26 protein-coding genes, 5 tRNA genes and 1 pseudogene are annotated in these 23,727 nt (G+C 69.7%); 22 read left to right on the forward strand and 10 right to left on the reverse strand.

The window, feature by feature from the left end:
* Nucleotides 1-39 precede the first annotated feature (39 nt).
* The 3 genes from SM573_RS08925 to SM573_RS08935 all read left to right on the forward strand — a co-directional run bounded on the left by SM573_RS08925 (nucleotide 40) and on the right by SM573_RS08935 (nucleotide 3,999).
* The gene (locus SM573_RS08925; RefSeq protein ID WP_474611102.1) at nucleotides 40-1,566 is read left to right on the forward strand and encodes an NADH-quinone oxidoreductase subunit N; all 1,527 of its coding nucleotides are present in this window, start codon (nucleotides 40-42) and stop codon (nucleotides 1,564-1,566) included.
* Between the two features lie 156 nt (nucleotides 1,567-1,722).
* On the forward strand, nucleotides 1,723-2,598 hold the full coding sequence (gene htpX, locus SM573_RS08930; protein WP_474611101.1) for a zinc metalloprotease HtpX: 876 nt from the start codon (nucleotides 1,723-1,725) through the stop codon (nucleotides 2,596-2,598).
* Between the two features lie 141 nt (nucleotides 2,599-2,739).
* Nucleotides 2,740-3,999 (forward strand): MFS transporter, encoded by a 1,260-nt coding sequence (locus SM573_RS08935; protein ID WP_474611100.1) that lies wholly within the window; start codon nucleotides 2,740-2,742, stop codon nucleotides 3,997-3,999.
* A gap of 165 nt (nucleotides 4,000-4,164) precedes the next feature.
* On the opposite strand, the gene SM573_RS08940 is transcribed toward SM573_RS08935, so the two are convergent.
* Together SM573_RS08940 and SM573_RS08945 are read right to left on the reverse strand one after the other, a co-directional pair.
* A complete protein-coding gene (locus tag SM573_RS08940) occupies nucleotides 4,165-4,407 on the reverse strand; it encodes a hypothetical protein (RefSeq protein ID WP_474611099.1) in 243 nt (80 codons plus the stop codon).
* Nucleotides 4,408-4,641: 234 nt separating this feature from the next.
* Nucleotides 4,642-5,436 (reverse strand): tyrosine-type recombinase/integrase, encoded by a 795-nt coding sequence (locus tag SM573_RS08945; RefSeq protein WP_474615890.1) that lies wholly within the window; start codon nucleotides 5,434-5,436, stop codon nucleotides 4,642-4,644.
* Between the two features lie 560 nt (nucleotides 5,437-5,996).
* On the opposite strand from SM573_RS08945, the gene SM573_RS08950 reads away from it, so the two are divergent.
* Nucleotides 5,997-6,548 carry a hypothetical protein gene (locus SM573_RS08950; protein ID WP_474615891.1) on the forward strand — a complete coding sequence of 184 codons (552 nt, stop codon included), beginning with the start codon at nucleotides 5,997-5,999 and terminating at the stop codon, nucleotides 6,546-6,548.
* A gap of 23 nt (nucleotides 6,549-6,571) precedes the next feature.
* The gene (locus SM573_RS08955) at nucleotides 6,572-6,757 is read left to right on the forward strand and encodes a hypothetical protein (protein ID WP_474611096.1); all 186 of its coding nucleotides are present in this window, start codon (nucleotides 6,572-6,574) and stop codon (nucleotides 6,755-6,757) included.
* 270 nt (nucleotides 6,758-7,027) lie between these two features.
* Here SM573_RS08955 and SM573_RS08960 read toward each other — a convergent pair whose 3' ends face one another.
* On the reverse strand, nucleotides 7,028-7,522 hold the full coding sequence (locus SM573_RS08960) for a YajQ family cyclic di-GMP-binding protein (protein ID WP_474611095.1): 495 nt from the start codon (nucleotides 7,520-7,522) through the stop codon (nucleotides 7,028-7,030).
* 147 nt (nucleotides 7,523-7,669) lie between these two features.
* Here SM573_RS08960 and SM573_RS08965 point away from each other — a divergent pair.
* Nucleotides 7,670-7,753 (forward strand) — tRNA-Tyr (locus SM573_RS08965).
* A gap of 145 nt (nucleotides 7,754-7,898) precedes the next feature.
* Here the strand turns inward: SM573_RS08965 and SM573_RS08970 are convergent.
* From SM573_RS08970 to SM573_RS08980, 3 genes and pseudogenes are all read right to left on the reverse strand, one after another.
* Nucleotides 7,899-8,915, reverse strand: a complete 1,017-nt coding sequence (locus SM573_RS08970) for a DUF6119 family protein (RefSeq protein WP_474615892.1) — start codon at nucleotides 8,913-8,915, stop codon at nucleotides 7,899-7,901.
* Nucleotides 8,899-9,705: a DUF6119 family protein gene (locus SM573_RS08975; protein WP_474615893.1), complete on the reverse strand. Its 807-nt coding sequence runs from the start codon at nucleotides 9,703-9,705 to the stop codon at nucleotides 8,899-8,901. The genes SM573_RS08970 and SM573_RS08975 overlap by 17 nt, the downstream gene beginning before the upstream one ends.
* Before the next feature lie 202 nt (nucleotides 9,706-9,907).
* Nucleotides 9,908-10,533 (reverse strand): annotated as a pseudogene (locus SM573_RS08980) (integrase); the annotation flags it as partial.
* Here SM573_RS08980 and SM573_RS08985 point away from each other — a divergent pair.
* The 3 genes from SM573_RS08985 to SM573_RS08995 all read left to right on the forward strand — a co-directional run bounded on the left by SM573_RS08985 (nucleotide 10,501) and on the right by SM573_RS08995 (nucleotide 11,738).
* Nucleotides 10,501-11,109 carry a site-specific integrase gene (locus SM573_RS08985; protein ID WP_474611093.1) on the forward strand — a complete coding sequence of 203 codons (609 nt, stop codon included), beginning with the start codon at nucleotides 10,501-10,503 and terminating at the stop codon, nucleotides 11,107-11,109. The pseudogene SM573_RS08980 and the gene SM573_RS08985 sit on opposite strands and share 33 nt — an antisense overlap.
* Complete coding sequence (locus tag SM573_RS08990) at nucleotides 11,102-11,539, forward strand: hypothetical protein (RefSeq protein ID WP_474615894.1); 438 nt, start codon at nucleotides 11,102-11,104, stop codon at nucleotides 11,537-11,539. Before SM573_RS08985 ends, SM573_RS08990 begins: the two co-directional genes overlap by 8 nt.
* A gap of 82 nt (nucleotides 11,540-11,621) precedes the next feature.
* Nucleotides 11,622-11,738 (forward strand) — tRNA-OTHER (locus SM573_RS08995).
* Between the two features lie 58 nt (nucleotides 11,739-11,796).
* Here SM573_RS08995 and SM573_RS09000 read toward each other — a convergent pair.
* Nucleotides 11,797-12,525, reverse strand: coding sequence for a hypothetical protein (locus tag SM573_RS09000; protein ID WP_474615895.1), 729 nt, complete (start codon nucleotides 12,523-12,525; stop codon nucleotides 11,797-11,799).
* Here SM573_RS09000 and SM573_RS09005 point away from each other — a divergent pair.
* Nucleotides 12,524-13,030 carry a DUF4265 domain-containing protein gene (locus tag SM573_RS09005; RefSeq protein WP_474615896.1) on the forward strand — a complete coding sequence of 169 codons (507 nt, stop codon included), beginning with the start codon at nucleotides 12,524-12,526 and terminating at the stop codon, nucleotides 13,028-13,030. The genes SM573_RS09000 and SM573_RS09005 overlap by 2 nt on opposite strands.
* 319 nt (nucleotides 13,031-13,349) lie before the next feature.
* Here SM573_RS09005 and SM573_RS09010 read toward each other — a convergent pair whose 3' ends face one another.
* From SM573_RS09010 to SM573_RS09020, 3 genes are all read right to left on the reverse strand, one after another.
* A complete protein-coding gene (locus tag SM573_RS09010; RefSeq protein WP_474615897.1) occupies nucleotides 13,350-14,267 on the reverse strand; it encodes a hypothetical protein in 918 nt (305 codons plus the stop codon).
* A complete protein-coding gene (locus SM573_RS09015) occupies nucleotides 14,264-14,605 on the reverse strand; it encodes a PadR family transcriptional regulator (RefSeq protein ID WP_474615898.1) in 342 nt (113 codons plus the stop codon). The genes SM573_RS09010 and SM573_RS09015 overlap by 4 nt, the downstream gene beginning before the upstream one ends.
* Before the next feature lie 572 nt (nucleotides 14,606-15,177).
* Nucleotides 15,178-16,245 (reverse strand): GNAT family N-acetyltransferase, encoded by a 1,068-nt coding sequence (locus SM573_RS09020; RefSeq protein WP_474615899.1) that lies wholly within the window; start codon nucleotides 16,243-16,245, stop codon nucleotides 15,178-15,180.
* A gap of 31 nt (nucleotides 16,246-16,276) precedes the next feature.
* On the opposite strand from SM573_RS09020, the gene SM573_RS09025 reads away from it, so the two are divergent.
* The 12 genes from SM573_RS09025 (at nucleotide 16,277) to rplK (ending at nucleotide 23,703) form a co-directional block, all read left to right on the forward strand.
* Nucleotides 16,277-16,780: a MarR family winged helix-turn-helix transcriptional regulator gene (locus SM573_RS09025; protein WP_474611086.1), complete on the forward strand. Its 504-nt coding sequence runs from the start codon at nucleotides 16,277-16,279 to the stop codon at nucleotides 16,778-16,780.
* A 479-nt stretch (nucleotides 16,781-17,259) separates the two neighbouring features.
* Complete coding sequence (locus SM573_RS09030) at nucleotides 17,260-17,406, forward strand: hypothetical protein (protein WP_474611085.1); 147 nt, start codon at nucleotides 17,260-17,262, stop codon at nucleotides 17,404-17,406.
* A 57-nt stretch (nucleotides 17,407-17,463) separates the two neighbouring features.
* A complete protein-coding gene (locus tag SM573_RS09035) occupies nucleotides 17,464-19,989 on the forward strand; it encodes a putative bifunctional diguanylate cyclase/phosphodiesterase (protein WP_474611084.1) in 2,526 nt (841 codons plus the stop codon).
* A 93-nt stretch (nucleotides 19,990-20,082) separates the two neighbouring features.
* Nucleotides 20,083-20,155, forward strand: a tRNA-Thr gene (locus SM573_RS09040).
* Nucleotides 20,156-20,178: 23 nt separating this feature from the next.
* Nucleotides 20,179-20,251, forward strand: a tRNA-Met gene (locus SM573_RS09045).
* Between the two features lie 133 nt (nucleotides 20,252-20,384).
* The gene (rpmG, locus tag SM573_RS09050) at nucleotides 20,385-20,552 is read left to right on the forward strand and encodes a 50S ribosomal protein L33 (protein ID WP_007073056.1); all 168 of its coding nucleotides are present in this window, start codon (nucleotides 20,385-20,387) and stop codon (nucleotides 20,550-20,552) included.
* Nucleotides 20,553-20,678: 126 nt separating this feature from the next.
* Complete coding sequence (locus tag SM573_RS09055; RefSeq protein WP_474611083.1) at nucleotides 20,679-21,125, forward strand: FAS1-like dehydratase domain-containing protein; 447 nt, start codon at nucleotides 20,679-20,681, stop codon at nucleotides 21,123-21,125.
* Nucleotide 21,126: 1 nt separating this feature from the next.
* Nucleotides 21,127-21,519 carry a MaoC family dehydratase gene (locus SM573_RS09060; protein WP_474611082.1) on the forward strand — a complete coding sequence of 131 codons (393 nt, stop codon included), beginning with the start codon at nucleotides 21,127-21,129 and terminating at the stop codon, nucleotides 21,517-21,519.
* Nucleotides 21,520-21,649: 130 nt separating this feature from the next.
* Nucleotides 21,650-21,722 (forward strand) — tRNA-Trp (locus SM573_RS09065).
* Nucleotides 21,723-21,932: 210 nt separating this feature from the next.
* Entirely contained in the window at nucleotides 21,933-22,325 is a 393-nt protein-coding gene (gene secE, locus SM573_RS09070; RefSeq protein WP_474611488.1) for a preprotein translocase subunit SecE, read from the forward strand.
* A gap of 38 nt (nucleotides 22,326-22,363) precedes the next feature.
* On the forward strand, nucleotides 22,364-23,086 hold the full coding sequence (gene nusG, locus SM573_RS09075) for a transcription termination/antitermination protein NusG (RefSeq protein ID WP_474611081.1): 723 nt from the start codon (nucleotides 22,364-22,366) through the stop codon (nucleotides 23,084-23,086).
* Between the two features lie 185 nt (nucleotides 23,087-23,271).
* Nucleotides 23,272-23,703 (forward strand): 50S ribosomal protein L11, encoded by a 432-nt coding sequence (rplK, locus tag SM573_RS09080; RefSeq protein ID WP_474611080.1) that lies wholly within the window; start codon nucleotides 23,272-23,274, stop codon nucleotides 23,701-23,703.
* The last annotated feature ends 24 nt before the right edge of the window (nucleotides 23,704-23,727 follow it).

Consider the following 23,727-nt stretch of genomic DNA (forward strand, 5'->3'; position numbering starts at 1 on the left):
GCCGGCGGGACGCCGGGCCACGACGGTGGAGGAGCAGCGGTGAGCGGGAGCGTGGTGCAGAGCGTCGACCACGTGGCGCTGCTGCCGGCGTACCTGGCGGCCGGCACCGCTGTGCTGGTGCTGGTCGTCGACCTGATGGTGGCCCGCCCCCGGGCCACGCTGGCGGTGGCGGCGCTGGGCGCGCTCGCGACCGCGCTCGGCGCGGCGGTCGTGGGTGCCGGCGGCGAGCGGCGCACGTTCTGCGTCGCGGGTGACTGCTCGTACGTCCTGGGCGGCCGCGCGGTCCTCGTCGGCGCGCTCTTCGCGCTGCTCACCCTCGGCGTGCTCGGCCTCTCCGGCGGGCACCTGCGGGCCGGCCGGGCGCCGGTGGGGGAGTACTGCTTCCTGCTCGCCTGCGCGATGACCGGCGGCGTGGTGCTCGGCGCGGCCGGCGACCTGATCACCCTGATCGTCGCGCTGGAGACGCTCACCCTGCCGCTGTACGTGCTCGTCGGGCTGCGCCGGGGCAGCCTCGCCAGCGCCGAGGCGGCGGTCACGTTCTTCGTGGTCAGCGTGGTGGCGACCACGGTGAGCCTGCTCGGCGCGGCACTGCTCTACGCGGTCACCGGCGAGCTGCACCTGGGGCGGCTCGGCGCGCTCCTCGCCGAGCGGCCGGAGCTGCGGGACCTGCCGCTGACCACGGTGGCGGGCGCGCTGCTGCTGCTCGGGCTCGCGTTCAAGGTGGCGGCCGTGCCGTTCCACGCCTGGGCGCCCGCCACCTACGACGGCGCGCCGTTGCCGGTGGCCGCGTACCTGTCGACGGCGTCGAAGCTCGGTGGCGTGGTGGCGCTGCTCGCGGTGGTGACGGCCGCGCTGCCGGCCGACCTGTCCGGCCCGGTGCTCGCCCTGCTCGCGGTGCTCACGATGACGGTCGGCAACCTGGTGGCGCTGCGCCAGCGGCGGACGGTCCGGCTGCTCGCCTGGTCGTCGGTGGCCCAGGCCGGCTACATCCTCGCCCCGCTGGGCGCGTTGGCGCTCGCCGCCGGCCGCACCGGTGACGCCCGGGCCGGCGCGTACGCGGCCGCGCTCGCGTACGCCGTCTTCTTCGTGCTGCTGGAACTCGCGGCCTTCGCCGGGGTGACCGCCCTGCGCCCGGCGGACGCCGACGGTGGCGCCCTGGCCGACCTGCGCGGGGCGGCCCGGCGCCACCCGTGGCTCGGCGCCGGTCTCGGGCTGGCCCTGATCGGGTTGGCCGGGTTGCCGCCGGGCCTGGCGGGTCTGTTCGCGAAGGTGACCGTGGTCCGCTCGCTGCTCGACGGCGGCGCGGGCTGGCTCGCGCTCGTGGTGGCGGTGAACGCGGTCATCGGCCTGGCTTACTACCTGCGGCTGACCGCCGGCCTCTACGCGCCTCCCGAGGCCGGCCTCCCCGATGCCGCCGCGCTCGGCCCGGCGACGCCGGGGCCCGCGACGGCCGGTTCCGTGGTGGCCGCGGGCCGGGTGGTGGCGGTCGTGCTGGCCGTGGCGACCGTGGCCGCCGTGGTGGTCGGGTTCGCCCCGCAGCTCGTGCTCGACCTCGCCGCGCGCTGACGGCGGCCCCCGGCGCCAGAGGTCCCGGTCAGGGGCCGTCGAGGGTGACTGGGTGCGCTCCCAGCGAATTCTCAGCCATATCGCGGATGGTTGACGGGTACCGGTGTGTTGAACCGGTCGACGGGTCCCGGCGACCCGTGCACCGAAGGAGTGATCGTGCACCACAACCGTCTCAAGACCGCCGCGCTGCTCGGTCTGCTCACCGCGCTGATCCTCGGTGTGGGCTACTGGTTCGGCGGCAGTGGTGGTCTGGTGATCGCCGTCATCATCTCACTGCTGATGAACGGCATCAGCTACTTCTACTCCGACAAGCTCGCCCTGCGGGCGATGCGGGCGCAACCGGTCAGCGAGGCACAGTTCCCCGAGCTGTACCAGATGGTCCGCGAGCTGGCGACCGAGGCCCGGCAGCCGATGCCGCGTCTCTACGTCAGCCCCACCGCGCAGCCGAACGCGTTCGCCACGGGCCGCAACCCGCAGCACGCCGCCGTCTGCGTCACCCAGGGCATCACCGAGATCCTCGACTACCGCGAGCTGCGCGGCGTGATCGGGCACGAGCTGTCCCACGTCTACAACCGGGACATCCTCATCTCCAGCGTGGCGGCCGGTCTGGCCGGCATCATCACCACCCTGGCCAACATCGCCTGGTTCATCCCGCTGACCAGCGGTGACGACGAGGACGCTCCGAACCCGGCCGTGCTGCTGCTCACCATCATCCTGGGGCCGATCGCCGCGTCGATCATCCAGCTGGCGATCAGCCGCAGCCGTGAGTTCCAGGCCGACGCCTCCGGCGCCTCGCTGACCCGCGACCCGCTGGCCCTGGCCAGCGCGCTGCGGAAGATCGACGCGGTGGCGCGGCGGCGACCGCTGCCGGCCCAGGGCAACCTGACCAGCACCGCCCACCTGATGATCGCCAACCCGTTCCGGGGCGGCGGCGTCGCGGCGCTGTTCTCCACGCACCCGCGGATGGAGGACCGGGTGGCCCGGCTGGAGCAGATGGCCCGCAACACCGGCCCGGTGCAGTACCTGCGCTGACCCCACGGACACCGGTCACCGCGCCCGCCCCGCACGGGGCGGGCGCGGTGCTGTGTCGGGGGCAATATCCGCTTCCTGCCCACGATCGTCGGCGTTATGGTCTAAACGACTCCACGCTCATTACATCCCTGGGAGGATCGTGTGGCGGCTCTGCGCCAGTATCTCGGCGTCTGGCGGATTCCCGGCGCGCCGATGCTGCTGGTCACCGGCATCATCGGCCGGCTCGGGATCGGCATGACACCCCTGGCGCTGCTACTGGTCGTCGAGCAGGTCACCGGCCGCTACTCCCTGGCCGCCGTCGCGGGCGGGATCTACGCCGTCGCGGGTGCCGCGCTGAGCCCCGTGGCCGGGCGGATCGCCGACCGCATCGGCCCCAGCCCGGTGCTGCTCGCCACCGCCGTCGCCCACCCGCTCGCGCTCACCGGCCTGCTACTGGCCAGCCGCTCCGGCGCCGACGGCCTGGTCGCGATCTATCTGGCCGCCGGGGTCGCCGGTGCCACCTACCCGCCGCTCACCGCCGCGATCCGCGGTGCCTGGAACGACCTCACGGCGCCCGCGTCCGGCCGGTACCACCTGCGCAACACCGCGCTCGCGGCGGAGACCTCCCTCTTCGAGATCGTCTTCGTGCTCGGCCCGCTGCTGGTCGCCGGCTTCGTGCTCTTCGCCGACGCGGCCGCCGCGCTGGTCGGAGCCGCGGTCGTCACCCTCGTCGGCACCACGGCGGTGGCGCTCGGCCGGGTCATGCGCGGATGGCAGCCCCACTCGCGGGAACACCACGCCCGAGGGCTCGGCCCGCTGCGGGTCGCCGGCTTCCCGGCCCTGCTGGTCTGCGTGGCCTGCCTCGGCATCGCGTTCGGCGCCGCCGGGGTGATCGTGCCCGCTTTCGCCGACGACTACCGCGGCGGCGACGCGGAGAGCCTGGCCGGCGTGCTCCTGGCGGTCTGGGGCGTCGGCAGCGCGATCGGCGGGTTCTGGTTCGGCGTGCGCAAGCCGGCGGTCAACATGACCCGCCAGTTCGCGTGGCTGCTCGCGGCGCTGGCCGGCACCTTCGCGGTCTTCGCGGTGATGCCCACCCCGCTGGCGCTGGGCACCGCGCTGGTCATCGGTGGGGCCACCATCGCGCCGGCGCTCACCCTGGAGAACACCCTGGTCGGCCGGATCGCCCCGGCGGGCATGCTGAACGAGGCGTACACCTGGGTGGTCACCATGTCGGTCGCGGCGAGCGCGGCCGGCGGCGCGGTGGCCGGGCTGATCGTCGACCACGCCGGTGGCGTGCCGTGGGCGTTCCTGTTCGCGGGCGGTGCGGTCGCCGTCGGGGCCGGGGTCGCCGGGCTGCCCGCCGGCCCCATCGCCCGCGCGGAGGCCTCGTCCGTACGCGTCGAGGAGCCGGTGCCCGCCTGACGGTTCCCGCCCGGCGGGGGCGTGGCGGGCGCCCGGCCGGGTACCCGAGCGGACGTGTTCCTCTTCTTCTCGAACCGGGTGGGGTGCCTGGGATCCCTGCTGCTCAGCGCCATCCTGACGGCGGTGCTGCTGTTGATCTTCAACAGGTGAGGTGTCCCGGTGCCCTCAGGCGGGCGGCGCCGACGCGGGGCGGCGCAGTCTCCGCACCACCCACCGGACGCCCTGGTGGATCAGGACGCCCACCGCCGTGTTGGCGACGGCGAGCGCGGCGGCCCCGAGGAGCCCCGGCCCGACCGTCACGATGTCGCCCGCGAGCAGCAGCGCCGGCCAGAGCAGAGCGGCGGAGACCAGGGACAGTCGCCACCAGCGGCCGGTCACCAGGCCGTACAGGATCAGTGTCGGGATCATCGCCGCCCCTCCGCCACCTTCACCGTACGCCCGCAGCTATCGAGCGCGGGCCGCAGCGAGCCGTCGCCCGGCCGTCACCAGGTCGCCGTGAGTCGACCACTGCCGAGCGACGGCGAGCGCTGGTGACGACCGTGCCGAGGCGCCGTCGCGGCCGCCTGCCCGGTCCGCTTACCGGTAGTTCGTGAACTGGAGAGGTACCGCCCGCTAACAGCCAAAATGCCGCCATGATCGCGGCTAGGCCGTTGCCAGGCCGTCCGAGGGTGACCCGAGCACCCGGTCGACAGCGCGCCGCGTGCGGTCCTCGCTGGTGGGCATGAGGTGCGTGTAGGTGCGCAGGGTGAAGCCCGGGTCGGAGTGTCCCAGGTACTCCGACAGCGCCTTGACGCTCTCCCCAGCATCCAGCAGGACCGAGGCGTAGAAGTGCCGTAGGGCGTGCATCCCGGTAGCCCGGGAAGACTGAATGCCGGCGGCCGTCAGAGCGGGATGCCAGTAATCCCGGTTGAAGGTGTGGCGGTCCATCGCGACATTCGTGCGCCCGTGAACGACCAGGTTGACCGTGACCGGAGGGCCGGCGGGCACCTCCCACGGCAGCGTCACAGGTACCGGAGGGAACTCAGCCAGGTGACGAGTGAGCGCAGCGCCAACAGACCCGGGCAGCGGGATATCGCGTGTCTTGCGTCCCTTAGCCAGCGCGTAGACGAGCCGGCTACCCACGATCTTCAACTGCCGCACGACGTGCAGAGTGCCCTTGAGGAAGTCGATGTCATCCACGGCTAGGGCCAGCACCTCGCCTTGGCGAAGGCCGCAGCCCGCACCCAGATCGACGGCGACCCGATAGCGCGCCGGCAGGCCGGCCCGAATGGCAAGCACCTGTTCCTGAGACCAGGGCACCACCTTGCGAGGCGGCACCTTCGGTGGCCGGACTGTCTTCGCGTGACATGGGTTGCGAGCGATGCGCCCGTCGTCGACAGCCGCGTTAAGGATCGTGGCGACGTTGCTGTAGGCGACGACACGGTAAGTGCTCGTCAAGGCGGCCCGCAACGGGCCGCACGCGCCGCCACCTGGGCGCGCGCCGGCTGCTGCCGCTGTCGCTCTGCGGCCGTCACGCCGGACGCCCGGCGGCTGGCGCGGAGGGCGGGAAGCCCGGGGCCGCTGCAGACGGACCGGTCTGGGAGTGGTTGAGGTTCGCGGGCCGGCAGCCGGCCGCGCCGCGTCCGAGCGACGCGGCGCAGGGGAGGGCACGCCGGGTCCACGCGGCGGGTCGAGGCGGCGAACCGGTCGCGGTCAGTGCGCCTCCGGCGGGGGCGCAACGACTCCAGGATGGCCGGGGCTCCGTCCGCGCGTTGCGGCCGTGGGTGGTTGCGCAGGGCCATCCCGCCAGCCGACGACCCGGGCGAGCCGAGCAGACCACCGCCCGACCCGCCAGCGTCCGAACGTGCGTCAAGGTCCGATTGACGTGGCGGGCCGGGCGGTGGCCCGCTCCCCAGGAGGGCGGGTCGGCGGCAGACGGGATGGCAAGATATTCCGGAAGGTGCTGTTGTGCTCGGGGTAAGGGTATTGCGCTGTCGACCGTTCGTAGGAGGGCAACCATGCCGACCCGGCACAGCCGCCACGGCCTGACGTTAAGTCCGGAGTACCGGATGGTCGTTCTACGCGACGTCTACTGCGACGCCGCCGTGAATTCATCGGCCGCGATCAGCGAGGCCAACAAGAATGTGGCAGCCAGCACCGGATACGAGATCTACATCGTCGTGAGCCAGGACCTCATAAGGGTACGAGCCGACGTGGAGATCTGGGACGAGGCCCCCGATGATGACCTGTGCGCGCACGGGTGGGCGGGTCCCCTGACGTTCGACCTGGACTGTCCCACGGGGAATTTGCAGGTTGGCGACATCTTCGGCACGGCCATTACTGGCATTGACCCGCCCAAGGGGCCCGGGCGGTATGCGGTCGTGCTGTTTCATCGCGGGCGTGAGCAGGCCGACAGGGCGCGCTACGAGATTCTGAAGGTGATGGGTACTAACGGCGACGATGAACGCGTCGCCGACCTGCAACGACAGCACTCCGGCATCGAGCAGTACCTGATGCGGATCTGGTGGCAGACCGACCTGCCACCAGACGAAGACGATGAAGACCTGTGACGACGCAGGAACCGGTCGCCTGAGTGACCAACTGGGTGACGACCGGGGCGACCGATGCGGAGGCTGGCGGCGGTCAGTACTTCTGGTGCTCCGCCTTGGTCATCGTTCCAAGACCCGGCGTCAGGGCGATGGTGGCGGCCCTGGGAGAGATGATCCGCTCCGGTGACGTCGACATGATCCTCAGCAAGGTGGAGGATGGCTCGATCTAGCTGACTGACTAACCGGGTGACGATCGGGTTGGATGTCGACGGACGAGCATGGACAGCGGAGGACCCGTCCGGCAGCTCAGGCCTGTGAAAGTGCAGGTCACCGGATCCGTGTTGGTTGCCTGGGGGTCAAGGGGTCGACGAGGGCCAGGCCCAGGCCGTCACCAGGCCGTCAGAGGTCGATCGAGAGCGACCAACAACGACCACTGGTGACGACATCTGCCCAGGTAGCAAGGCGTGGCCGACGCGGTGACCGGGCCGGCCGGGGCTGCCTTACCTGTAGTTCGTGAACTGGAGGGCGACGCCGAAGTCCTCGCCCTTGAGCATCGCGATGACGGCCTGGAGGTCGTCCTTCTTCTTGCCGGTGACCCGGAGCTGGTCGCCCTGGATCTGGGCCTGGACGCCCTTCGGGCCCTCGTCGCGGATCTTCTTACTGATCGCCTTGGCCTTGTCCGAGTCGATCCCCTGGATGACCTTGGCGTCGATCTTGAACACCTTGCCCGACGGGCGCGGGTCACCCGCGTCCAGGGACTTCAGCGAGATGTTCCGCTTGACCAGCTTCTCCTTGAAGACGTCGAGGGCGGCCCGCACGCGCTCCTCCGTCTCGGCCTGAAGGGAGATCGCCTCCTCACCCGACCAGGAGATCTCGGCGCCGGTCCCCCGGAAGTCGAATCGAGTCGCGAGCTCCTTCTCCGCCTGGCGGAGGGCGTTGTCGACCTCCTGGCGGTCGACCTTGCTCACGATGTCGAACGACGGGTTCGCTGCCATGCTCATGCTCCTGCTGTCCGGCGGTCTCTGGTGCCGTCGACCGCTGACCAGCGGTACGACCCTCTGACGGTACCCGGTTGCGTCGGCGGCGGGGGGAGCCGCTATCCTTGCTTCCGTCGCCGCGTCGCCGACGCGGTGATACGCCCTGGCGGGTTGCCCGAGCGGCCAATGGGAGCGGACTGTAAATCCGTCGCGAAAGCTACAGAGGTTCGAATCCTCTACCCGCCACCAGGTGCAAAGAAGGGCCCCTGACCAGCAGAGATGCTGGTCAGGGGCCCTTCTTGTTGGTCCCGCTGGTTCTCACTCAGGGCGGCTGTGTCTCACCGGTCGTGTCGCATACGTGTCGCCATGATCGCCTGTCCTGCCGCGTCCAGTTCTACGTCTGGCTGGGATGCGTGCCATCTTCGGCCTTCCTCGGCGTGGGGGGACGGGGGGATGAGACCTCGGCCTGCTCCACCGGCACTGTCTGCACGTCCTCAGAGGGTTCCGGGCTCCCGGCAGAGTCGGTGATTTGTATCCGACAGATCGCGGGACGCGCTCCGGTGCCCCGCACCCGCTTCACGAAGTCGCGCAGGTTCACCTTGCTGAAGCTCGGCAGCCCTAGTGGTACTGGTCGGTCCTTCTGGACACCGATCGCATAAACGACCACTTCGGGAGCCTTCTCGGCTATAGGTACGAAGGCTGGGTCGATGCCCTGCACGGCTCGGAGAAAGTTGTCACGGTACACGGAGTCGCCGCGCAAGCTAAGCGCGGAAACGAGACCCTGGGAGAACAGGTGACTGAGGGTCTGGCTTTTCTTGTAGTTCTTCACGTGGATCAAGAATCCGTCGCGATGAAGTAGATCACATGCTTCGATCTCGTCACCATCTTCTGACCGTATTTTGACCTTATCGAGGATGATGGTGGTATCCGAGTGGGCGTCCTGGAAGTCATCGTTGTATGCGCCCTCTGCTTTCCCGCCCTCCCATGCGGGCGGTTTGAGGACATCTGTTAGGTCATCGACTCTGCTTAGGTCGTCATCGAGCTTGTGCGTGTACGCCTCATTCAGAGCGAACCATCGGCCGAGTGTGAGAATGAAGCGCCGCTCCTCGTTGCCCGACTCAAATATCAGCCAGTGGCGTAGCGGCATATATGGGCTCTTGGCTTCACCTTCATTGTCGAACGCCATCAACTTGATGTTGTCGAGCGATCGTGCCGTTAGCCGACCTTTTAGCTCGTTGAGTGCGTTACGCACACCTGCGACGGAGGGCTCCGACAGAAGCGTCGATCGTTCTCCGCGGTACAGACGGATTTCGTCTATCCCGTCTGTCGTCAGTGTATCGGGGAAAGAGAACTCCAGCAGATGGTCCTGCAGGCCGCTCAACTCATCGTCGAACTCAGCAAAGCCATGCACCCCGCCCGAAGAGTGCTTGTGCTAGGTGACGATCAAGCTGGGCTGTCTGCTCGCTCTTCACTCGAAGTGGTTCTAGAGAGTCAACGAACTTCAGTCCCTCGGTGGCCGTGCCAGCCTCAATTTCGGCGAGCATCCGACTAAGTGTTCCTTGGATCTTCTCAAGGTCGGTGCGGGCTCGGAAGGATATGGCGTCGGTTGCGGCCACCGCGTCAACGTCGGCGAACTCGGCTCCGTTGCTCTCGTCTAGTGTTCCCGCCAGGCGTCGAACAAATTCGCCCTCTAGTGCTCCAACGTCAAGGTCCTTCAGGTCGCCTCCGAGCGGTAGTTGCACCGCTTGAGCACGATTTGACGCGCCTACCCTTCTGCTGCGGAACTCGCGGAGCGATTTAGGGCTCATGCGTCGAGCTGCGAATCGGAGGCCGAAGTTTGCCTCAATTGCGCTCCACTCCAAGGCTGAGCTTCCGTAGCCGAAGCACACGGCGAACCATCGACTCTGGACTGGAAGGAAAATGACGAAACGATTCGATAGGTTCTGCGCCTGGGAAAGCTCAGGGAAGATTGGCGAGAGGGCTTTGGCCCACGGGGGAACCTTTTGTTTCGGGGTGCTGAAGTAGCCAACTGTTCCCTGTGGCGCTCCGCCCGCTGGTTGAATGGGCAACATCGGTGTTCTGCCACCTGGGCGGTACGGGGCGCGTAGGGCGGCTTCGATCGTCGGCAGATCTTGGCGCAACAGGTAGCAGTTGAAGCGGAGCTTGGGAGGGGCGGCGGCCGGCGTGGCTTCTGACTCCATGGATACGTCGTACCACGGTACGTGATCGTGGCGGAATGAGTGGTTTGGTGGACAGAGGTGGCTCCAGGGCCCTAGGGCGAGTCCTCACGTCCCCGCCTGACCGCCCCTTTAGCCCGCTTGGTTGCCACTTTCGGCCGAGACGTCTCGCCGGGCGGAGGCAGGAAAACGCAGGTTAGCCTTGTCCTGCTCCGCCTGGCATCACTCAACGCCGACTCGCGCCGGGTGGACCTCCTGATCGAGGAGGGCGGCGGCAGGTGTCAGAATCCGTCATTCCACCTGCGCCAAAGCGGCCTCAATCCTTCTCCGCGCGGCTTCCTCCTGGCCGTAGACGCATTTCGCGTAGACCCGCATGAGGACGTGCACGCTATGCCCGGCCCACTCGGCGACCTGGGTAGCCGGTACCCCGGCGTTGAGCCAGAGCGACACGGCAGCGTGCCGTAGGTCGTACGGACGCCGGGCCAGCGGTGAGCGCTGCTGAGCCGGAGTGAGCACCTTTACCCGCGCGTCCCGCCAAGCCTTGCCGTAGGTGTTGTTCGGGATGGGTTGGCCGGCGGTGGGCACGTACCGCCCACCGGGGCCGCGCCGCGTGACGAACAGCTTGCCGTTCGAACCCGGCGGGTACTCCTTGATGTGGCGATCGAGTAGCCGCACGAGCGGCGGTGGCACGGGTACATCCCGGGTCGCTGCCTTTGCCCGGTGCTTGAGCCCTCGGTCCTCGGCGGTGTCGTCTCCGTCGCCCCAGTCTCGGCCCACGGCCACCGTCGAGCCGGTCAGGTGCAGCACGCCCCACCCCCCATGCTGGGCGGGCCGCTCGTACTCGTGGTCCTGGTCCTCGCCTACGGCGGACTGCGGATCGGGGAAGCGCTGTGCCTGCGTCGCCGGCATATCGACCTGGTCGGCAGTCGCGTGACCGTGGCCGAGTCGGTGGCGCAGCTCCCCGGCGGTCCGGTCATCGACACCCCAAAGAGTCACCAGCGCCGAGAACTTGCCCTGCCGGCCTTCGTGGTCGACCGGCTCCGTCAGCACCTGGCCGAGTTGCCCCAGGACCCGGACGCGTTCCTGTTCCCCGGCAGGCAGCAGCGGACCGCGGGCCGGCCGCAGAGCTACAACGGCTGGAAGTACCGATTCGATCGCGCGGTGGAGCGGGCCGGCCTGACCGACCTCATCCCGCATGACCTTCGGGCGACGCACGGTAGCTGGGTCGCTGACTCTCACGGCGTCATGGTCGCCGCCCGCCGGCTCGGCCACTCCAACGCCAGCGTCACGACCCGGCACTACGCCCGAGCGGTCGACGGCCGGGACGCCGAGGTGGCCGCCTTCCTGGACCGGGCACGCAGACTGGGTGCACGGGGAGAAGCCGTTGACGATGGCGGTTCGGAGCGTGGAGCATCGCGCGATGACTGACTTGCCATGCGAGGACGTGCCCGTGGAGATCGACGGGTTGCCGGTGCCTGTCGCACTTGTGCGTGCTGTCCGTGCCGGGCGTTGGGTGCCTCCCGCCGACGATTCCCGCTTCGTGGCGGTGTTCGGGGAGCCCGCGGTTCAGCCGGAGTTTCTGACGTTGGACCGGATGAGGGCGAACTTCCGATGGATCGATCAGATCGTGGACGACGAGGTGCGGGAGTGGTACGTGTGCTGGCCTGACTCCGAGCGACCCCCCGGCGACATCGATCCTGTGCGGTCGCTGTTGGTGGGGGATCTTGGCCCCGACATGCCCTTCGCGCTCGACTACCGGCCATCCACTACTTCGCCAAGCGTGGTGTATCTGGCGGATCGGGGGTGGCGTGAGGTGGCCCGTGATGTGGAGATGTTGATCGAGATGTTGGGCCTGTGATCGGCGAGCCTCGGGCAGCTGGGGTCGGGCACGGATACCGAGAGGGGCACGCAACGGGCGCGCGGGGTAGTTCACGCCGGCCGGCGGGAGGGAAAAGCGGCTCTGAGCTGGTCAAACTTTCATCGACAACCTTGAGAACGGTCTAAACTGTAAATCCGTCGCGAAAGCTACAGAGGTTCGAATCCTCTACCCGCCACCAGGTGCACCAACGGCCCCTGATCCAGCAGAAATGCTGATCAGGGGCCGTTGTCGTTGATCTAGAGTCCGGCTGAGTCCAGCCCGCAAGGTCGGTGATGCGCTCGGATGAGCGTGTTTGCTTCAGGGTTCTCGGCTGCTGTATCGCCGACTAGGCCTCGAGCCTCGGCGATCACGTCTGCGTCAACCTTCGCCGCCGCGTCCGTCGGAAACCCCTGCCCGTCGTAGATGACTGACTCGACGTACTCGTAGGTGTCGTCGAGGCTGATCAGCTCGGCTGCCATGGGAGTGCCATCCCAGGTGATGAACCGGTACGCCCAGGACGTGAGGTCGCGAGGTGTGATGGTGCCCGCGAGCAGTCGGCGGGCCATGACCCGGAGCGCCTCCTCTTCCCCCTCTTGGCTGCCTTCCCGGTAGTAGGTCAGCGAAAGTTCTGCGAGGGCCTCTTCGAGCCAGCGCCGCAGTTCGTCACTCTCGCTGCCCTTCACCGGCGAGATGCCGGCGAGGATCCGGAGGGTCGGACTGTCGATGCCTGCCACGAGGCAGTCGCAGGCGGCGGCGATCAAATCGGCCGCTGTACTCGATCCGACGCTCCAAAGAATGGCCGCGTCCTGGAGGTGAGCGAGCGCGTCCTTGCTGACCATCGCTACATGGTCCGTCGCCAAGTCGGTGTTGTCTCCGAGATATTCGCCCGCCGCCTCGGTCACGACGTCGCCGTCCTGCTCCGGGCATACAGCCTCGACGACGAGGCGAGGCGGGCGTTTCCGGCCCGAAGAGGATGATGTCGCCATGCTCTCACCCGCACCAGATCGGGACCCACCTGTCGGAGACCAGCTCGTCAAGATCTGGTTCAAGTTCGTTCCGCGGGAAGGGTGGCTTCCCTACGACACGGAGGGCCTGTGGGCTGTCGCTGTCGGCTCCGATACGGCTCGCATCTGCAACGTTCCGTTTTTTCAAGACGGCGTGGCTGAGGGAGACATCGTCCGCTTCACTGCGGGTCGTGACGGACTTCGCTGGGCAACCGGGCGGGTCGAGGCGTCGGGCAACTGCACCGTGAGAGTCCTGCCCAAGCCCCGTGGCTCACTTGGACCAAGCGCCAATGCCGTCTACGACCGCCTGGCGCCCTTCGGCATCGGTGGCGAGACGTTCAGCAAGGAACTCCCTCTCGTTGCTCTCACCGTACCGGCGAGTGCGGATCTCGCCGCGATCAAGGCGACTCTGCTGCGGGGCAAGGCGGAGGGCTGGTGGAGCTTTGAGGTCGGATGCGCGACTGACGAGTGGGAGGCGGCCAGGTAAGAAAAGGCCCCTGACCCGCGAGAAGCCGGTCAGGGGCCTTGTGTGTCTCGCTCGATACCCTCCAGCCCGCTCGGTCTCGCTGCCTGTGTCGCATACGTCGCCCCGGTCGCCGGGGGGCGATCGCTCAAGGTGGCCCGTGGGCCGACGGCGGGTCATCGGCGGCCGACGGAGGAGTGCTGCCGCTCTGCGGTGGCGGCTGGCTTCCTCCCGGCCGTAGACGCGCGCTGCCCACCCCGGCGTGAGCACGTGCACGCTGTGCCCGGCCCACCCGGCGACCGGGTAGCCGGGACAGCGGCTTGAGCCGGGGATGCTTCCGTGTCTACATGCGGGCCTGGCGGCGGCCTGTGATGGCGCTGGCGGCGAGGGTGATCACCATGACCGCCGTGAGGACACGGATCGTGGTGATGGAGGTGCCCAGCTCCCACCCTGCCTGTTTGAAATAGAGCTGGTAGGTGGCTTGCGCCAGGGCGGGCGGCAGGAGCAGCGCCGAGGCGACGATGGGCATCCGCGCGTCGACGGGCGCGGCGATGACGGCCAGGCCGGCGAACGCGTACAGGGACATCAGCGGTGAGTCCGACCAGCCGTTGATCGGGCTCGGCGTCAGAACCACGACCGCCAGCGCCCCGACGACGGGCCAGGCCCACGGCTTGGTCACCGGCGTTCGGGGCGCGCGGAGCAGTGGCAGCAGGGCCAGCGAGGCCAGCAGCGCGGGCCAAGAGTCGGGAACGATCGCGTACTGGAGACTGTGGGCCGACCAGAACCAGGACGACTGGTCCCACCAGTTCGCCGACAAGTGTTGCGCGGCCACGGTCGATATCGTCGCGGCGAACGCCAGTCGGTAGCTGCCCCGTGCCGCGGCGAGTAGCGCGATCGTCAGGAGTGCCGGAAGGACGATGAACCACCAGTCGTCGGGCTTGTACGCGCTCTCGGACAGCGTCGTCACCAGGTAGGAGATCGGAGCTCCGGCCCAGAGCGTCAGGGCGTACACCAGCAGGGACAGCGCGGACAGTCGCAGGGCGGAGTGCCCCAGCGCTGATCGCGAGCCGATGCGGTCGATGCCGGTGCGGGCGCGTAGCCCTCCGACCAGGAGCGCCGCCGCTTCTCGAGGGCTTGGCCGCCGCCGCTCCTCCTCGGCCGTGGCCAGCAGGGTTTCGAGCATTTCGTCGGCGCGATACTGCCGGTAGGCCCGGGGGTAGGCCCGCAGCAGCCACCGGTAACGGCGTTCCAGCTCGGTCATGCCGGCACCACCCAGGCCATCGCATGCGTCGGGCGAACGACCCTCGCCGCCGCAGCCATCCGGTCCGCTTCCGCACACAGCGCAGACGTACCCCGCTGGGTCAGCTCGTAGGTGCGGCGGGCGCGGCCGTTGACCACCGCTTCCTCGGCCACCCGCACCATCTCTTCACCGGTGAGCCGGTCCAACGCGGCGTAGAGCGTGCCCGTCGTGAGGCGCACCCGCCCGCCGGACAACTCCTGCGCCCGCTTGACGATCGCGTAGCCGTGCAAGGGTTCGTCGTGCAACGCCGCCAGGACGAGGTAGGTGGGTTCGCGCATCGATGCGACGGATTCAGTCATGCCCTCGACATAAGCAGATGATCGACACATACGTCAAGACACTCGTGCGCGCGGCGGCAGCGCCGGATGTTGTCGTGAGAAGCCGGCGTGGATTCTGTGGACGGTCCGGGGTCGAGCGTGCGGTCCTCCGCCGGCGGCATGCCATGATCGGCACGAACCGAGGGGGATCGATGCGCGATACCTCGACGCGGGTGGGCGTCGACGCGATGCCGCCGCGGGCACGGGATGTGCGGACCGGCTCCCCATGCTGTGCGCAACGGAATCCCCTCGGTTCGGAGCGGGCGTGAACCGGTCCCCGAATCGGCCGGGACCGGCCTCGGCGCCGCGCTTCGTCACCGAACTGATGGCCTGGCTGCTCTCGGTCGGCCGACGAGCGGCAGGCGAGCCGCCCGCATCGCGCTCGTGATCCCCGCAGCCCCGCCCCGCCACGATCAAGCCACCAAGGGCTGGCACGAAAAACCCACCACGGCCCCGGGCATCAAGCCCGTCACAGGCCGGCGGCGTCAAGCCCGCCATCAGGCCGCCAGGGCGGGCGGTGCCATGCCCGCCACGGCCGGCGCCGCCGGCGTGGCCTATCGGGATATGTCCTTCGTCAGGCTGGTGGTGCCGTCCGGGCCGGGAACTGGCGCCGAGCGATACCCCTCGCTGTGGTAGAGGTCGATGTTCCGCAGGCTCTTGGCGCCGGTGACCAGCATGATGCGACGGCAGTCGGGGTCGGCCGCGGCTTCGGCGGTGCGCAGCAGCCACCGCCCCAGACCATGGCCGCGAAGGTCGGGCACGACGGCGAGCCGACCCACGTGCCAGTCGGTGTCGAGGCGACGGGTCCGCACCATGCCCAGTAGGCGGCCGTCCAGCCAGATGCCCGTGGTGTGCCAGGTCGCCAGCCACTCGCGCACCTCGTCCAGCGACTCGTGCAGGGCCGGTATGGCCAGGGTGTCGTTGACGAGGGCCTCGTCAACCCAGCAGCACCGCTGGAGCACTGCGACGTGGGGCGCGTCCTCGGGGGTCAGCCGTCTCGCGTAGGACCCGGGCAGCGGTCCGCGCAGCGTCCCGGCCTGCGCGCGTTCGCGCATCGGCCGCAGGGCGTGGGCGGCCCGGACCAACTCGTCCAGCAGACCGGTGCCCGCCCTGTCGCGGCCGGCGTCGGGTCGCAGCCGACCGTTCTCCGTCGCGTCGCCGATGCGGATCGCCACCGTGGCGCCCAACGGAACCAGGCGCAGCGTGGTCACCACCTGCTTGGCGTGCTGGACCGAGCGGGTGCCCGCCGACGTGTTGCCGTAGCTGACGAAGCCGATCGGCTTCCACGCCCACTCGCGGCTGAGGTAGTCCAGCGCGTTCTTCAGGGCCGCCGGCATCCCGTAGTTGTACTCCGGGGTGACCGCGATGAACCCGTCCGCCGCGTCGACGATCGCGCTCCACCGACGGGTGTGCTCGTGCCGGTAGACACCCGACGACGGCTCTTCCTCCTCGTCCAGGAACGGCAGGTTCAGATCGCTGAGGGCCACCGGCACGAGCTCGACGCCGAGCGCCGCGGCACGCGGACCGATCGCCTCGATCAACCACCGTCCTACCGCGGGGCCCAGCGCGCCGGGGCGGGTGCTGCAGGTCAGTACGAGGACACGGATTCGTTTCGTTGACATGGAAACGAAGCTTAGATGCTAGGTTGATTACATGTCAACGAATTCTCCGGCCGGCATCGTCCGGTGGCTGAACCCCGACGAGGAGAGGGCGTGGCGGGCATTCCTGCGGGTGATGGTCGCCGTACGGACCGGCACGGCGCACGACCTGGCCGCGGTCGGGCTCTCCGAGCCCGACTACGAGGTGCTCAGCACGCTGTCGGAGCGGCCCGGCCACACCAGCACGCTCGGGGAGCAGGCGGACAAGATGGGCTGGTCGCGCAGCCGGCTGTCCCGGCACGCCACCCGGATGGAGGCGCGCGGTCTCCTGAGGCGCGCGCCCGACCCGGCCGACGGCAGGGGCTGCTTCCTGGTCCTCACCGCGGAAGGTCTGGACGCACTCGAAGCCGCCGCTCCGGCCCACGTCGAGTCGGTGCGATACCACTTCATCGACCGACTCGCCCCGGAGGACCTCACCGCCATCGAGCGGATCGCCGGGCGGCTGGCGGAGCCGCCGCCCGGCGACGACCGGCCTTCGCGACGGCAGCCGTCGGCGTGATCGCCCGTGCGCCGAGCCCCGACACCTCATCGCGTACCCCGGCGGCACGGTTCGCAGGGCGGTGACGCGGCTCGGTGCCCGTGCGGCGGCCGGGCCCGCACCGGGGCCCGGCCGCCGGCCGGTGGGAGCCACTGGCGCCGTTGCGCAGAACGAGTATGGTGGTCGATGTCCGGGCCCGGGCCCGCCGGGGCGGCCGGCGCGGCGGGTCACCCACAGTGATCAGGCGGGTGGTGTCCGAGACGGCCCGAGTCGTGGAGGCGAAATGTGCTGAAGGTCGTTTCGGGCGCGGCGTGAAACGATCGTGGTCCGCCGCCAGGCCCGTGATCTGGCCCGGCACGGTGAGAGTCGCGGGTCCGAACGGTGCGACCTTGCCGCCGGCCGGGCCGGTGGCGCGGCCACGGCTTTTCTGCCTACCCCGGGGTATGGCACGATCGTGGAACCTCCACCATCCCTGTGACACTTCCCCGACAGGAGCAAAGATGTCTGGTCGAAGGCTGGGCCGACTGCTTGGGTCGCTCCTCGTGCTCGCCGCGGTCCTCGGTGGACTGTTCGGCGCCGACCTCGTACCCGCCGCGGAGAGCGCTCAGATGACAGACGTGGTCTGGGGCGCGGGCACCTTCCGGTAACCCACGGTGCCGTCACCCGTGACGGCGCTCGGCCAGCGGCCTCTTTGAGGGAGCGGTATGTCGCGGCGTGACCAACGACGGAAGTCCACGGAGCACGCCTGGCTCATCACCGGTCCGCTGGCGTTGGTCGCGGTCGTCTCCTCCACCGCGATCGGCGTCATCTCCGAGGAGCCCTTCGGCGACTGGGGGCTGGCGTTCCTGATCTTCCTCGCGATGGCGGGGATCAGCATCCCGGTGCTGAACTTCGTCGTCCGGCGGCAGTCCGTGGGCGTCACCCTCAGCGAGATCCCGCTGGTGGTGGCGCTGTTCTTCCTGCCACCACTCACGGTGGTCCTGATCTACACGCTCGCGGCGCTGATCTGGAGCGTCTACCAACGTTTCCCGCCGGCGAAGTTCTGGTTCAACGTCGCCCGCGCCGCCGCCGCGACATCGGTGGCGAGCCTGCTGTTGCAGGCTCTGCCACCGCTGCGGGGCGTGGGGCCGGGGACGTGGGGCAGCCTCTTCCTCGCGGTCAACACGATCACCCTGGTCAGCCTGGTGGCGGTGGTCGGCGTCCACGTGCTGCTGCAGGGTTGGCAGGCGGGCCGGGAGGCGTTGCGCACCACTCCGTCGGTCTTCCTGACCACGTCGATCAACGCCTCCGTCGGCCTGCTGGTGCTGATCGCCCTCAAGACCACCTGGTGGTCCGCCCTGTTGCTGACGGCCCTGTGCGCCGCACTGGCCCTGGTCTACCGGTCGTACGCGCAGTTCTTCCGGCAGCACCGCACGCTGACCGGTATGTACGAGCTGTCCCGCCACATCACCACGAGTGGTGCCGAGGGCGACCTCGCGGACGTCCTGCTCGACCGGGTCCGGGCCCTCATGCAGGCCGAGTACGCCACGTTGTGGCTCCCGGCCCAGGGTCGTCACCCCGAGGTGCTGCTGACCGCCAAGGTGGACGCGCCGGGGCTGCTCGACGTCGCACCGACCCCGGCGGTCCTGCGCGAGCAGGCACGGCGGCTGGCGCGGACGGTGTCCCTCGGGCGCCAGCTCGGGGACGAGACGGCGCTGCGCGCGGAGGTCAGCGCCCGTCAGATCAAGGACGTCATCGTCGTACCGCTGCGCTCCGGCCAGGCGGTGATCGGCACCCTGGAGGTGGCCAACCGCCTCAGCGACATCGGCCACTTCACCCCCGGCGACGTTCCGATCTTCGAGACGGTCGCCGCGCACGCCGCGGTGGCGCTGGAGAACTCCCGGCTGGTCGACCGGCTGCGGCACGACGCCTACCACGACGCACTCACCAAGCTGCCCAACCGGCGGCGGATCACCAGCGCGGTCGGCGAGTCGGTCAAGATCGCGGCGCCGGGCGAGGTGGTGGCGCTGCTCCTCTTCGACGTCGACGGGCTGCGCCAGGTCAACGAGTCGCTCGGGCACGCGGCCGGCGACAAGGTGCTCGTCGAGGTGGCCGACCGGCTGCGTGCCTCGGCACCGTCGTCGGCCCTGGTCGGTCGCCTCGGCGGTGACGAGTTCCTGGTCACCATGCGGCTGGAGAGCGCCGAGGAGGCGCTGGCCCTCGCCGCCCGACTGCGCGAGCAGATCCGCGACGAGATGGTCTTCGACACGCTCACCCTCGACGTCGACACGGCGGTCGGGGTGGCCGTGCACCCGGACCACGGCAGCGACGCGGCGACGCTGCTGCAACGGGTCGATCTGGCCGCCACGTCGGCCAAGTCGGTCCCGGGCAGCGTCGCGCTGTTCAACCCGGGCCTGGAGTCGCGGTCGTTGCGGCGCCTGGGCCTCGCGGGCGACCTCCGTCGGGCGCTGGACGACGGTGAGCTGGAGGTCTACTTCCAACCCAAGGTCACCCTGCGGGACCGGCGCCTGGTCGGCGTCGAGTGCCTGGCCCGCTGGGAGCACCCGACGCACGGCACGGTCGCCCCGGAGGACTTCGTGGCGGTGGCCGAGCACACCGGCCAGCTCAGTCGCCTGACCGAGCTCGTGCTCCGGGAGGGGCTGCGGCGCAGCCGGGACTGGGCGCAGGCCGACCAGCCGCTCTCCGTGGCGGTCAACCTGTCGCCGCGTACGCTGACCGACCAGCACTTCCCGGACCGCGTCCAGGAGCTGCTCGCCGAGTACGGGGTGCCGCCGCAGCGGCTCACCCTGGAGATCACCGAGGCGGGGGTGCTCGACGGCACGGACCGCCCGGTCCCCACCCTGCGCCGCCTGCGCGACCTCGGCGTACGGCTGTCGGTCGACGACTTCGGCACCGGCGACTCGTCGCTGGCCCACCTGCGCCGGCTGCCGGTGCACGAGGTCAAGGTAGACCGTTCCTTCGTGCAAGGCATGGCGACCGACCCGGGGGACCTGGCGATCGTCAACGCCGTCGTCACCCTCTCCCAGCAGTTCGGCCTGGCCGTGGTGGCCGAGGGCGTGGAGAGCGAGCTGACGCTGGAGCTCCTGCAGGACATCGGGTGCGAGATCGGGCAGGGCTTCCTGTTCAGCCGGCCGCTGCCGTACGAGCGACTGGAGGCCTGGTTCGGCGCCCAGGTCGACCCGGAAACGATCTCCAGCGGAGAGCTTCCCCGCCTGCGTGTCGTGCCCTGACCTGGGCGAACGTCCTGGCGGGGGATCCGATTTCACCTGCGGGGGCGAGCCGTGTACTCTTACCTCTGCGCGCCCCACGGGGAGATCGCGCAGGCCCCCTTAGCTCAGTCGGCAGAGCGTCTCCATGGTAAGGAGAAGGTCTACGGTTCGATTCCGTAAGGGGGCTCTAGGGTCAGCTGGACCCACCGCGGCGGTGTAGCTCAGATGGCAGAGCAAGCGGCTCATAATCGCTGTGTCGCCGGTTCAAGTCCGGCCACCGCTACTCTCGTCCTCCGGGCGCGTTCCCGGTGGTCAGTGGGAGGGGCGCCACAGGCGCCCACTTTGCGTGTCCGAGCCATCAGCGCGTACGCTGGTGCGCCGTAGTTGTAACCCGTTAGCGAGGAAGGCACTCCGCCGTGGCGAAGGCGACCGATGTCCGGCCGAAGATCACTTTGGCGTGTGTGGAGTGCAAGGAGCGCAACTACATCACGCGCAAGAACCGTCGTAACGACCCGGACCGCATCGAGCTGAAGAAGTTCTGCCCCCGGGACGGTCGGCACACGGTCCACCGCGAGACCCGCTGACCTCGGGCCGGCTCGGCCGGCCACCCCGAAGCTCCAACCGATCGCCGATCCCGACCGGCCGACGCGGCTCCCGCCGCCGCCGACCACCCGGGATCGGCGATTGTTCTCTGCGTGTAGTTTCGCGGCATGTCCCTGGACCCGTCCTACGTCGGCCGGACGTATCCGCCGACCGCCCCCTACCAGGTGGGCCGAGAGAAGATCCGCGAGTTCGCCACGGCCATCGGCGCCACCGACCCGGCCCACCACGACCCCGAGGCCGCCCGGGCGCTGGGCCACCCCGACGTGGTGGCCCCGCCCACCTTCCCCTTCGTGGTGACCATGGCCGCCACCCAGCAGATCGTCGAGGACCCGGCGCTGGGCGTCGACTACAGCCGCGTCGTCCACGGCGACCAGCGGTTCGCGTACACCCGGCCGGTCGTCGCCGGGGACGAGCTGGTCTGCGTCAGCACCATCGAGGACATCACCAGCCGGGGCGGGCACGGCTTCCTGACCACCCGCACCGACATCGCCACCGCCACCGGCGAGCCGGTCGTCGCGGTCTGGTCCAAGCTCGTCGTACGCGGGGAGGCCTGAGATGGAGCTGCCAGCCAGGACGTACCGGGTGACCCGCGCGGACCTCGTCCGCTACGCCGGGGCCTCGGGCGACTTCAACCCGATCCACTGGAGCGACCGGATCGCCACGAAGGTGGGGCTGCCCGGGGTGATCGCCCACGGCATGTTCACCATGGCCCTGGTCGGTCGGGCCGTGACGGAGTGGGCCGGCGCGCCGGACGCGGTGGTCGACTACGGCGTGCGGTTCACCCGGCCGGTCGTGGTGCCGGACGACGACCAGGGCACCGAGATCGAGGTGACCGCGGTGGTGCGCGAGGTGACCGAGGACGGTCTGACCCGCCTCGACATCACCGCCACCTGCCTGGGCGAGAAGGTGCTCTCCCAGGCCCGCGCGACCATCCGCACGGCCCGCTGACCCGGGGCGCCGACGCGCGAAGGGCGGACCGGTTGGGAAAGTCGGCCACCTACCCGTACACTGGTCCGCCGTGGGGCAAGTGACCCCTGCTCGACTCCTTGCGCGTCGGGTGGGGTGAGCGTTGCCGCACAGGGGTGTAGCTCAATTGGCAGAGCAGCGGTCTCCAAAACCGCAGGCTGCAGGTTCAAGTCCTGTCACCCCTGCGCCTCAGGCCTGACCGTTCCCGTGGGTCGCGCCGCCGAGACGGCGGTGTCCGGCCCGTGGTGGTGGCATCGGCGGGGTGGTTCGGAGGCATCGGGCCACCGGCCGATCCGCCGGCCGCGGCCCGTCGCGGGACGGTTGGTCCGGCCGGCGTGACCAGCGCCGCGCACGCCGCCCGGCGTGCGAACCGAGATCCCGCGACGGAGGGCGAAGTGGCCGAGAGCAAGCGGCGCGGCGAGGACGCCGGCGACGATCGTCTGGACGACGAGCTCGTCGACGACGTTGCCGACGACGACGCCACCGGCGCGGACGAGCCGGTTTCCCGCGGAGGCACCGCGACGCGGTCCCGCGCCAAGGCAGAGTCGGCGGACAGCCGGCCGAAGACCCGGACGGAGACCGACCGCGTGGGCCTGTTCGGCCGCATCGCCCGGTTCTTCCGCGAGGTCGTGGCCGAACTGCGTAAGGTCATCTGGCCGACCCGCAAGGAGTTGCTGACCTACACCGCCGTGGTCGTCACCTTCGTCGCGGTGATGCTGACCATCGTGGCTGTCCTGGACTACGGCTTCGCCAAGGGCGTGCTGTGGGTCTTCGGCAACCCCAGCTGACCGGCTGTACCAGCCGATAGTGACGGAAGTGAGCGAGCGTGCCTGAGTACGACGAGACCGCCGGCCCCGCGGACGAGCAGTCCACGGTCGCGACGGCGGCGAACGACGAGTCGGTCGAGGCCGCCAGCGAGCCGGAGTTCCCGACCACCGAGGCCGCGTCGGACGAGGAGTTCGACCCGGTCGCCGAGCTGCGCCAGAAGCTGCGCTACGCGCCGGGTGACTGGTACGTGGTGCACTCCTACGCCGGCTACGAGAACAAGGTCAAGACCAACCTCGAGACCCGCATCACGAGCCTCGACATGGAGGACTACATCTACCAGGTCGAGGTGCCGACCCGGGAAGAGGTCGAGGTCAAGAACGGCAAGCGGTCGCAGGTCCAGGCGAAGGTCTTCCCGGGCTACATCCTGGTCCGGATGGAGCTGACCGCCGAGTCCTACTCCTGCGTGCGCAACACGCCCGGGGTCACGGGCTTCGTGGGCGCGACCGACCGGGCCGACCGCCCGGCGCCGCTCTCCCTCGACGAGGTGCTCAAGTGGCTGGCCCCGGCGGTCGAGACCGAGCAGAAGAAGGCGAAGCCCGAGGTCAAGGTCCTCGACTTCGAGGTCGGTGACTCGGTCACCGTCACCGACGGCGCCTTCGCGTCGCTGCCGGCGACGATCAGCGAGATCAACGCCGACCAGCAGAAGCTCAAGGTGCTGGTGTCGATCTTCGGCCGGGAGACGCCGGTCGAGCTCAACTTCAACCAGGTCGCGAAGATCTGAGTCCGGCCGCCGGCGGTGGGATCCTTCCCGCCGCCGGCGCGGCCGTTCCCGCCCGACCTCGCCGGACGGGCGGAGTCCGGCCTGCGTTACTCTTGAACGTCGCTGCCTCGCGCCGCGCTGACCGTGCGCGCCCGCCGGGCGGTGCCGATGAGCACCATTCCCAGTTCCAAGCCCCAGGAAGAGACATGCCTCCGAAGAAGAAGCTCGTCAAGACTTTCACGCTTCAGCTGCCGGCGGGCCAGGCCACCCCGGCGCCGCCGGTCGGCCCCGCGCTCGGTCAGCACGGCGTGAACATCATGGAGTTCTGCAAGTCCTACAACGCGCAGACCGAGTCGCAGCGGGGCGACATCGTCCCCGCCGAGATCAGCGTGTACGAGGACCGGTCCTTCACCTTCGTGCTGAAGACCCCGCCCGCCGCCCGGCTGCTGATCAAGGCCGCCGGTGTGCAGAAGGGCTCGGGCGTCCCGCAGCGTGACAAGGTCGGCTCGGTCACCCGTGCCCAGGTGCGGGAGATCGCCGAGCGGAAGATGGCCGACCTCAACGCCAACGACCTCGACCAGGCCGAGCGGATCATCGCCGGCACCGCCCGCTCCATGGGCATCACCATCAACGACTGACGTCGGCCCGCACAGACCCGTACG

The organism is Micromonospora xinjiangensis (assembly GCF_056150165.1).

What these genes read in the sequence shown, in the direction of transcription:
- SM573_RS08990 (WP_474615894.1), top strand. Translation starts at nt 11,102, where the DNA reads ATGACTGACTTGCCATGCGAGGACGTGCCCGTGGAGATCGACGGGTTG.
- SM573_RS09020 (WP_474615899.1), bottom strand. Translation starts at nt 16,245, where the DNA reads ATGTCAACGAAACGAATCCGTGTCCTCGTACTGACCTGCAGCACCCGC.
- rplK (WP_474611080.1), top strand. Translation starts at nt 23,272, where the DNA reads ATGCCTCCGAAGAAGAAGCTCGTCAAGACTTTCACGCTTCAGCTGCCG.
- SM573_RS09010 (WP_474615897.1), bottom strand. Translation starts at nt 14,267, where the DNA reads ATGACCGAGCTGGAACGCCGTTACCGGTGGCTGCTGCGGGCCTACCCC.
- SM573_RS09060 (WP_474611082.1), top strand. Translation starts at nt 21,127, where the DNA reads ATGGAGCTGCCAGCCAGGACGTACCGGGTGACCCGCGCGGACCTCGTC.
- SM573_RS08950 (WP_474615891.1), top strand. Translation starts at nt 5,997, where the DNA reads ATGCCGACCCGGCACAGCCGCCACGGCCTGACGTTAAGTCCGGAGTAC.
- SM573_RS09030 (WP_474611085.1), top strand. Translation starts at nt 17,260, where the DNA reads ATGTCTGGTCGAAGGCTGGGCCGACTGCTTGGGTCGCTCCTCGTGCTC.
- SM573_RS09025 (WP_474611086.1), top strand. Translation starts at nt 16,277, where the DNA reads ATGTCAACGAATTCTCCGGCCGGCATCGTCCGGTGGCTGAACCCCGAC.
- SM573_RS08975 (WP_474615893.1), bottom strand. Translation starts at nt 9,705, where the DNA reads ATGGAGTCAGAAGCCACGCCGGCCGCCGCCCCTCCCAAGCTCCGCTTC.
- SM573_RS09035 (WP_474611084.1), top strand. Translation starts at nt 17,464, where the DNA reads ATGTCGCGGCGTGACCAACGACGGAAGTCCACGGAGCACGCCTGGCTC.
- SM573_RS08960 (WP_474611095.1), bottom strand. Translation starts at nt 7,522, where the DNA reads ATGGCAGCGAACCCGTCGTTCGACATCGTGAGCAAGGTCGACCGCCAG.
- SM573_RS09055 (WP_474611083.1), top strand. Translation starts at nt 20,679, where the DNA reads ATGTCCCTGGACCCGTCCTACGTCGGCCGGACGTATCCGCCGACCGCC.
- SM573_RS09005 (WP_474615896.1), top strand. Translation starts at nt 12,524, where the DNA reads ATGCTCTCACCCGCACCAGATCGGGACCCACCTGTCGGAGACCAGCTC.
- SM573_RS09015 (WP_474615898.1), bottom strand. Translation starts at nt 14,605, where the DNA reads ATGACTGAATCCGTCGCATCGATGCGCGAACCCACCTACCTCGTCCTG.
- SM573_RS08940 (WP_474611099.1), bottom strand. Translation starts at nt 4,407, where the DNA reads ATGATCCCGACACTGATCCTGTACGGCCTGGTGACCGGCCGCTGGTGG.
- SM573_RS08985 (WP_474611093.1), top strand. Translation starts at nt 10,501, where the DNA reads ATGCTGGGCGGGCCGCTCGTACTCGTGGTCCTGGTCCTCGCCTACGGC.
- SM573_RS09000 (WP_474615895.1), bottom strand. Translation starts at nt 12,525, where the DNA reads ATGGCGACATCATCCTCTTCGGGCCGGAAACGCCCGCCTCGCCTCGTC.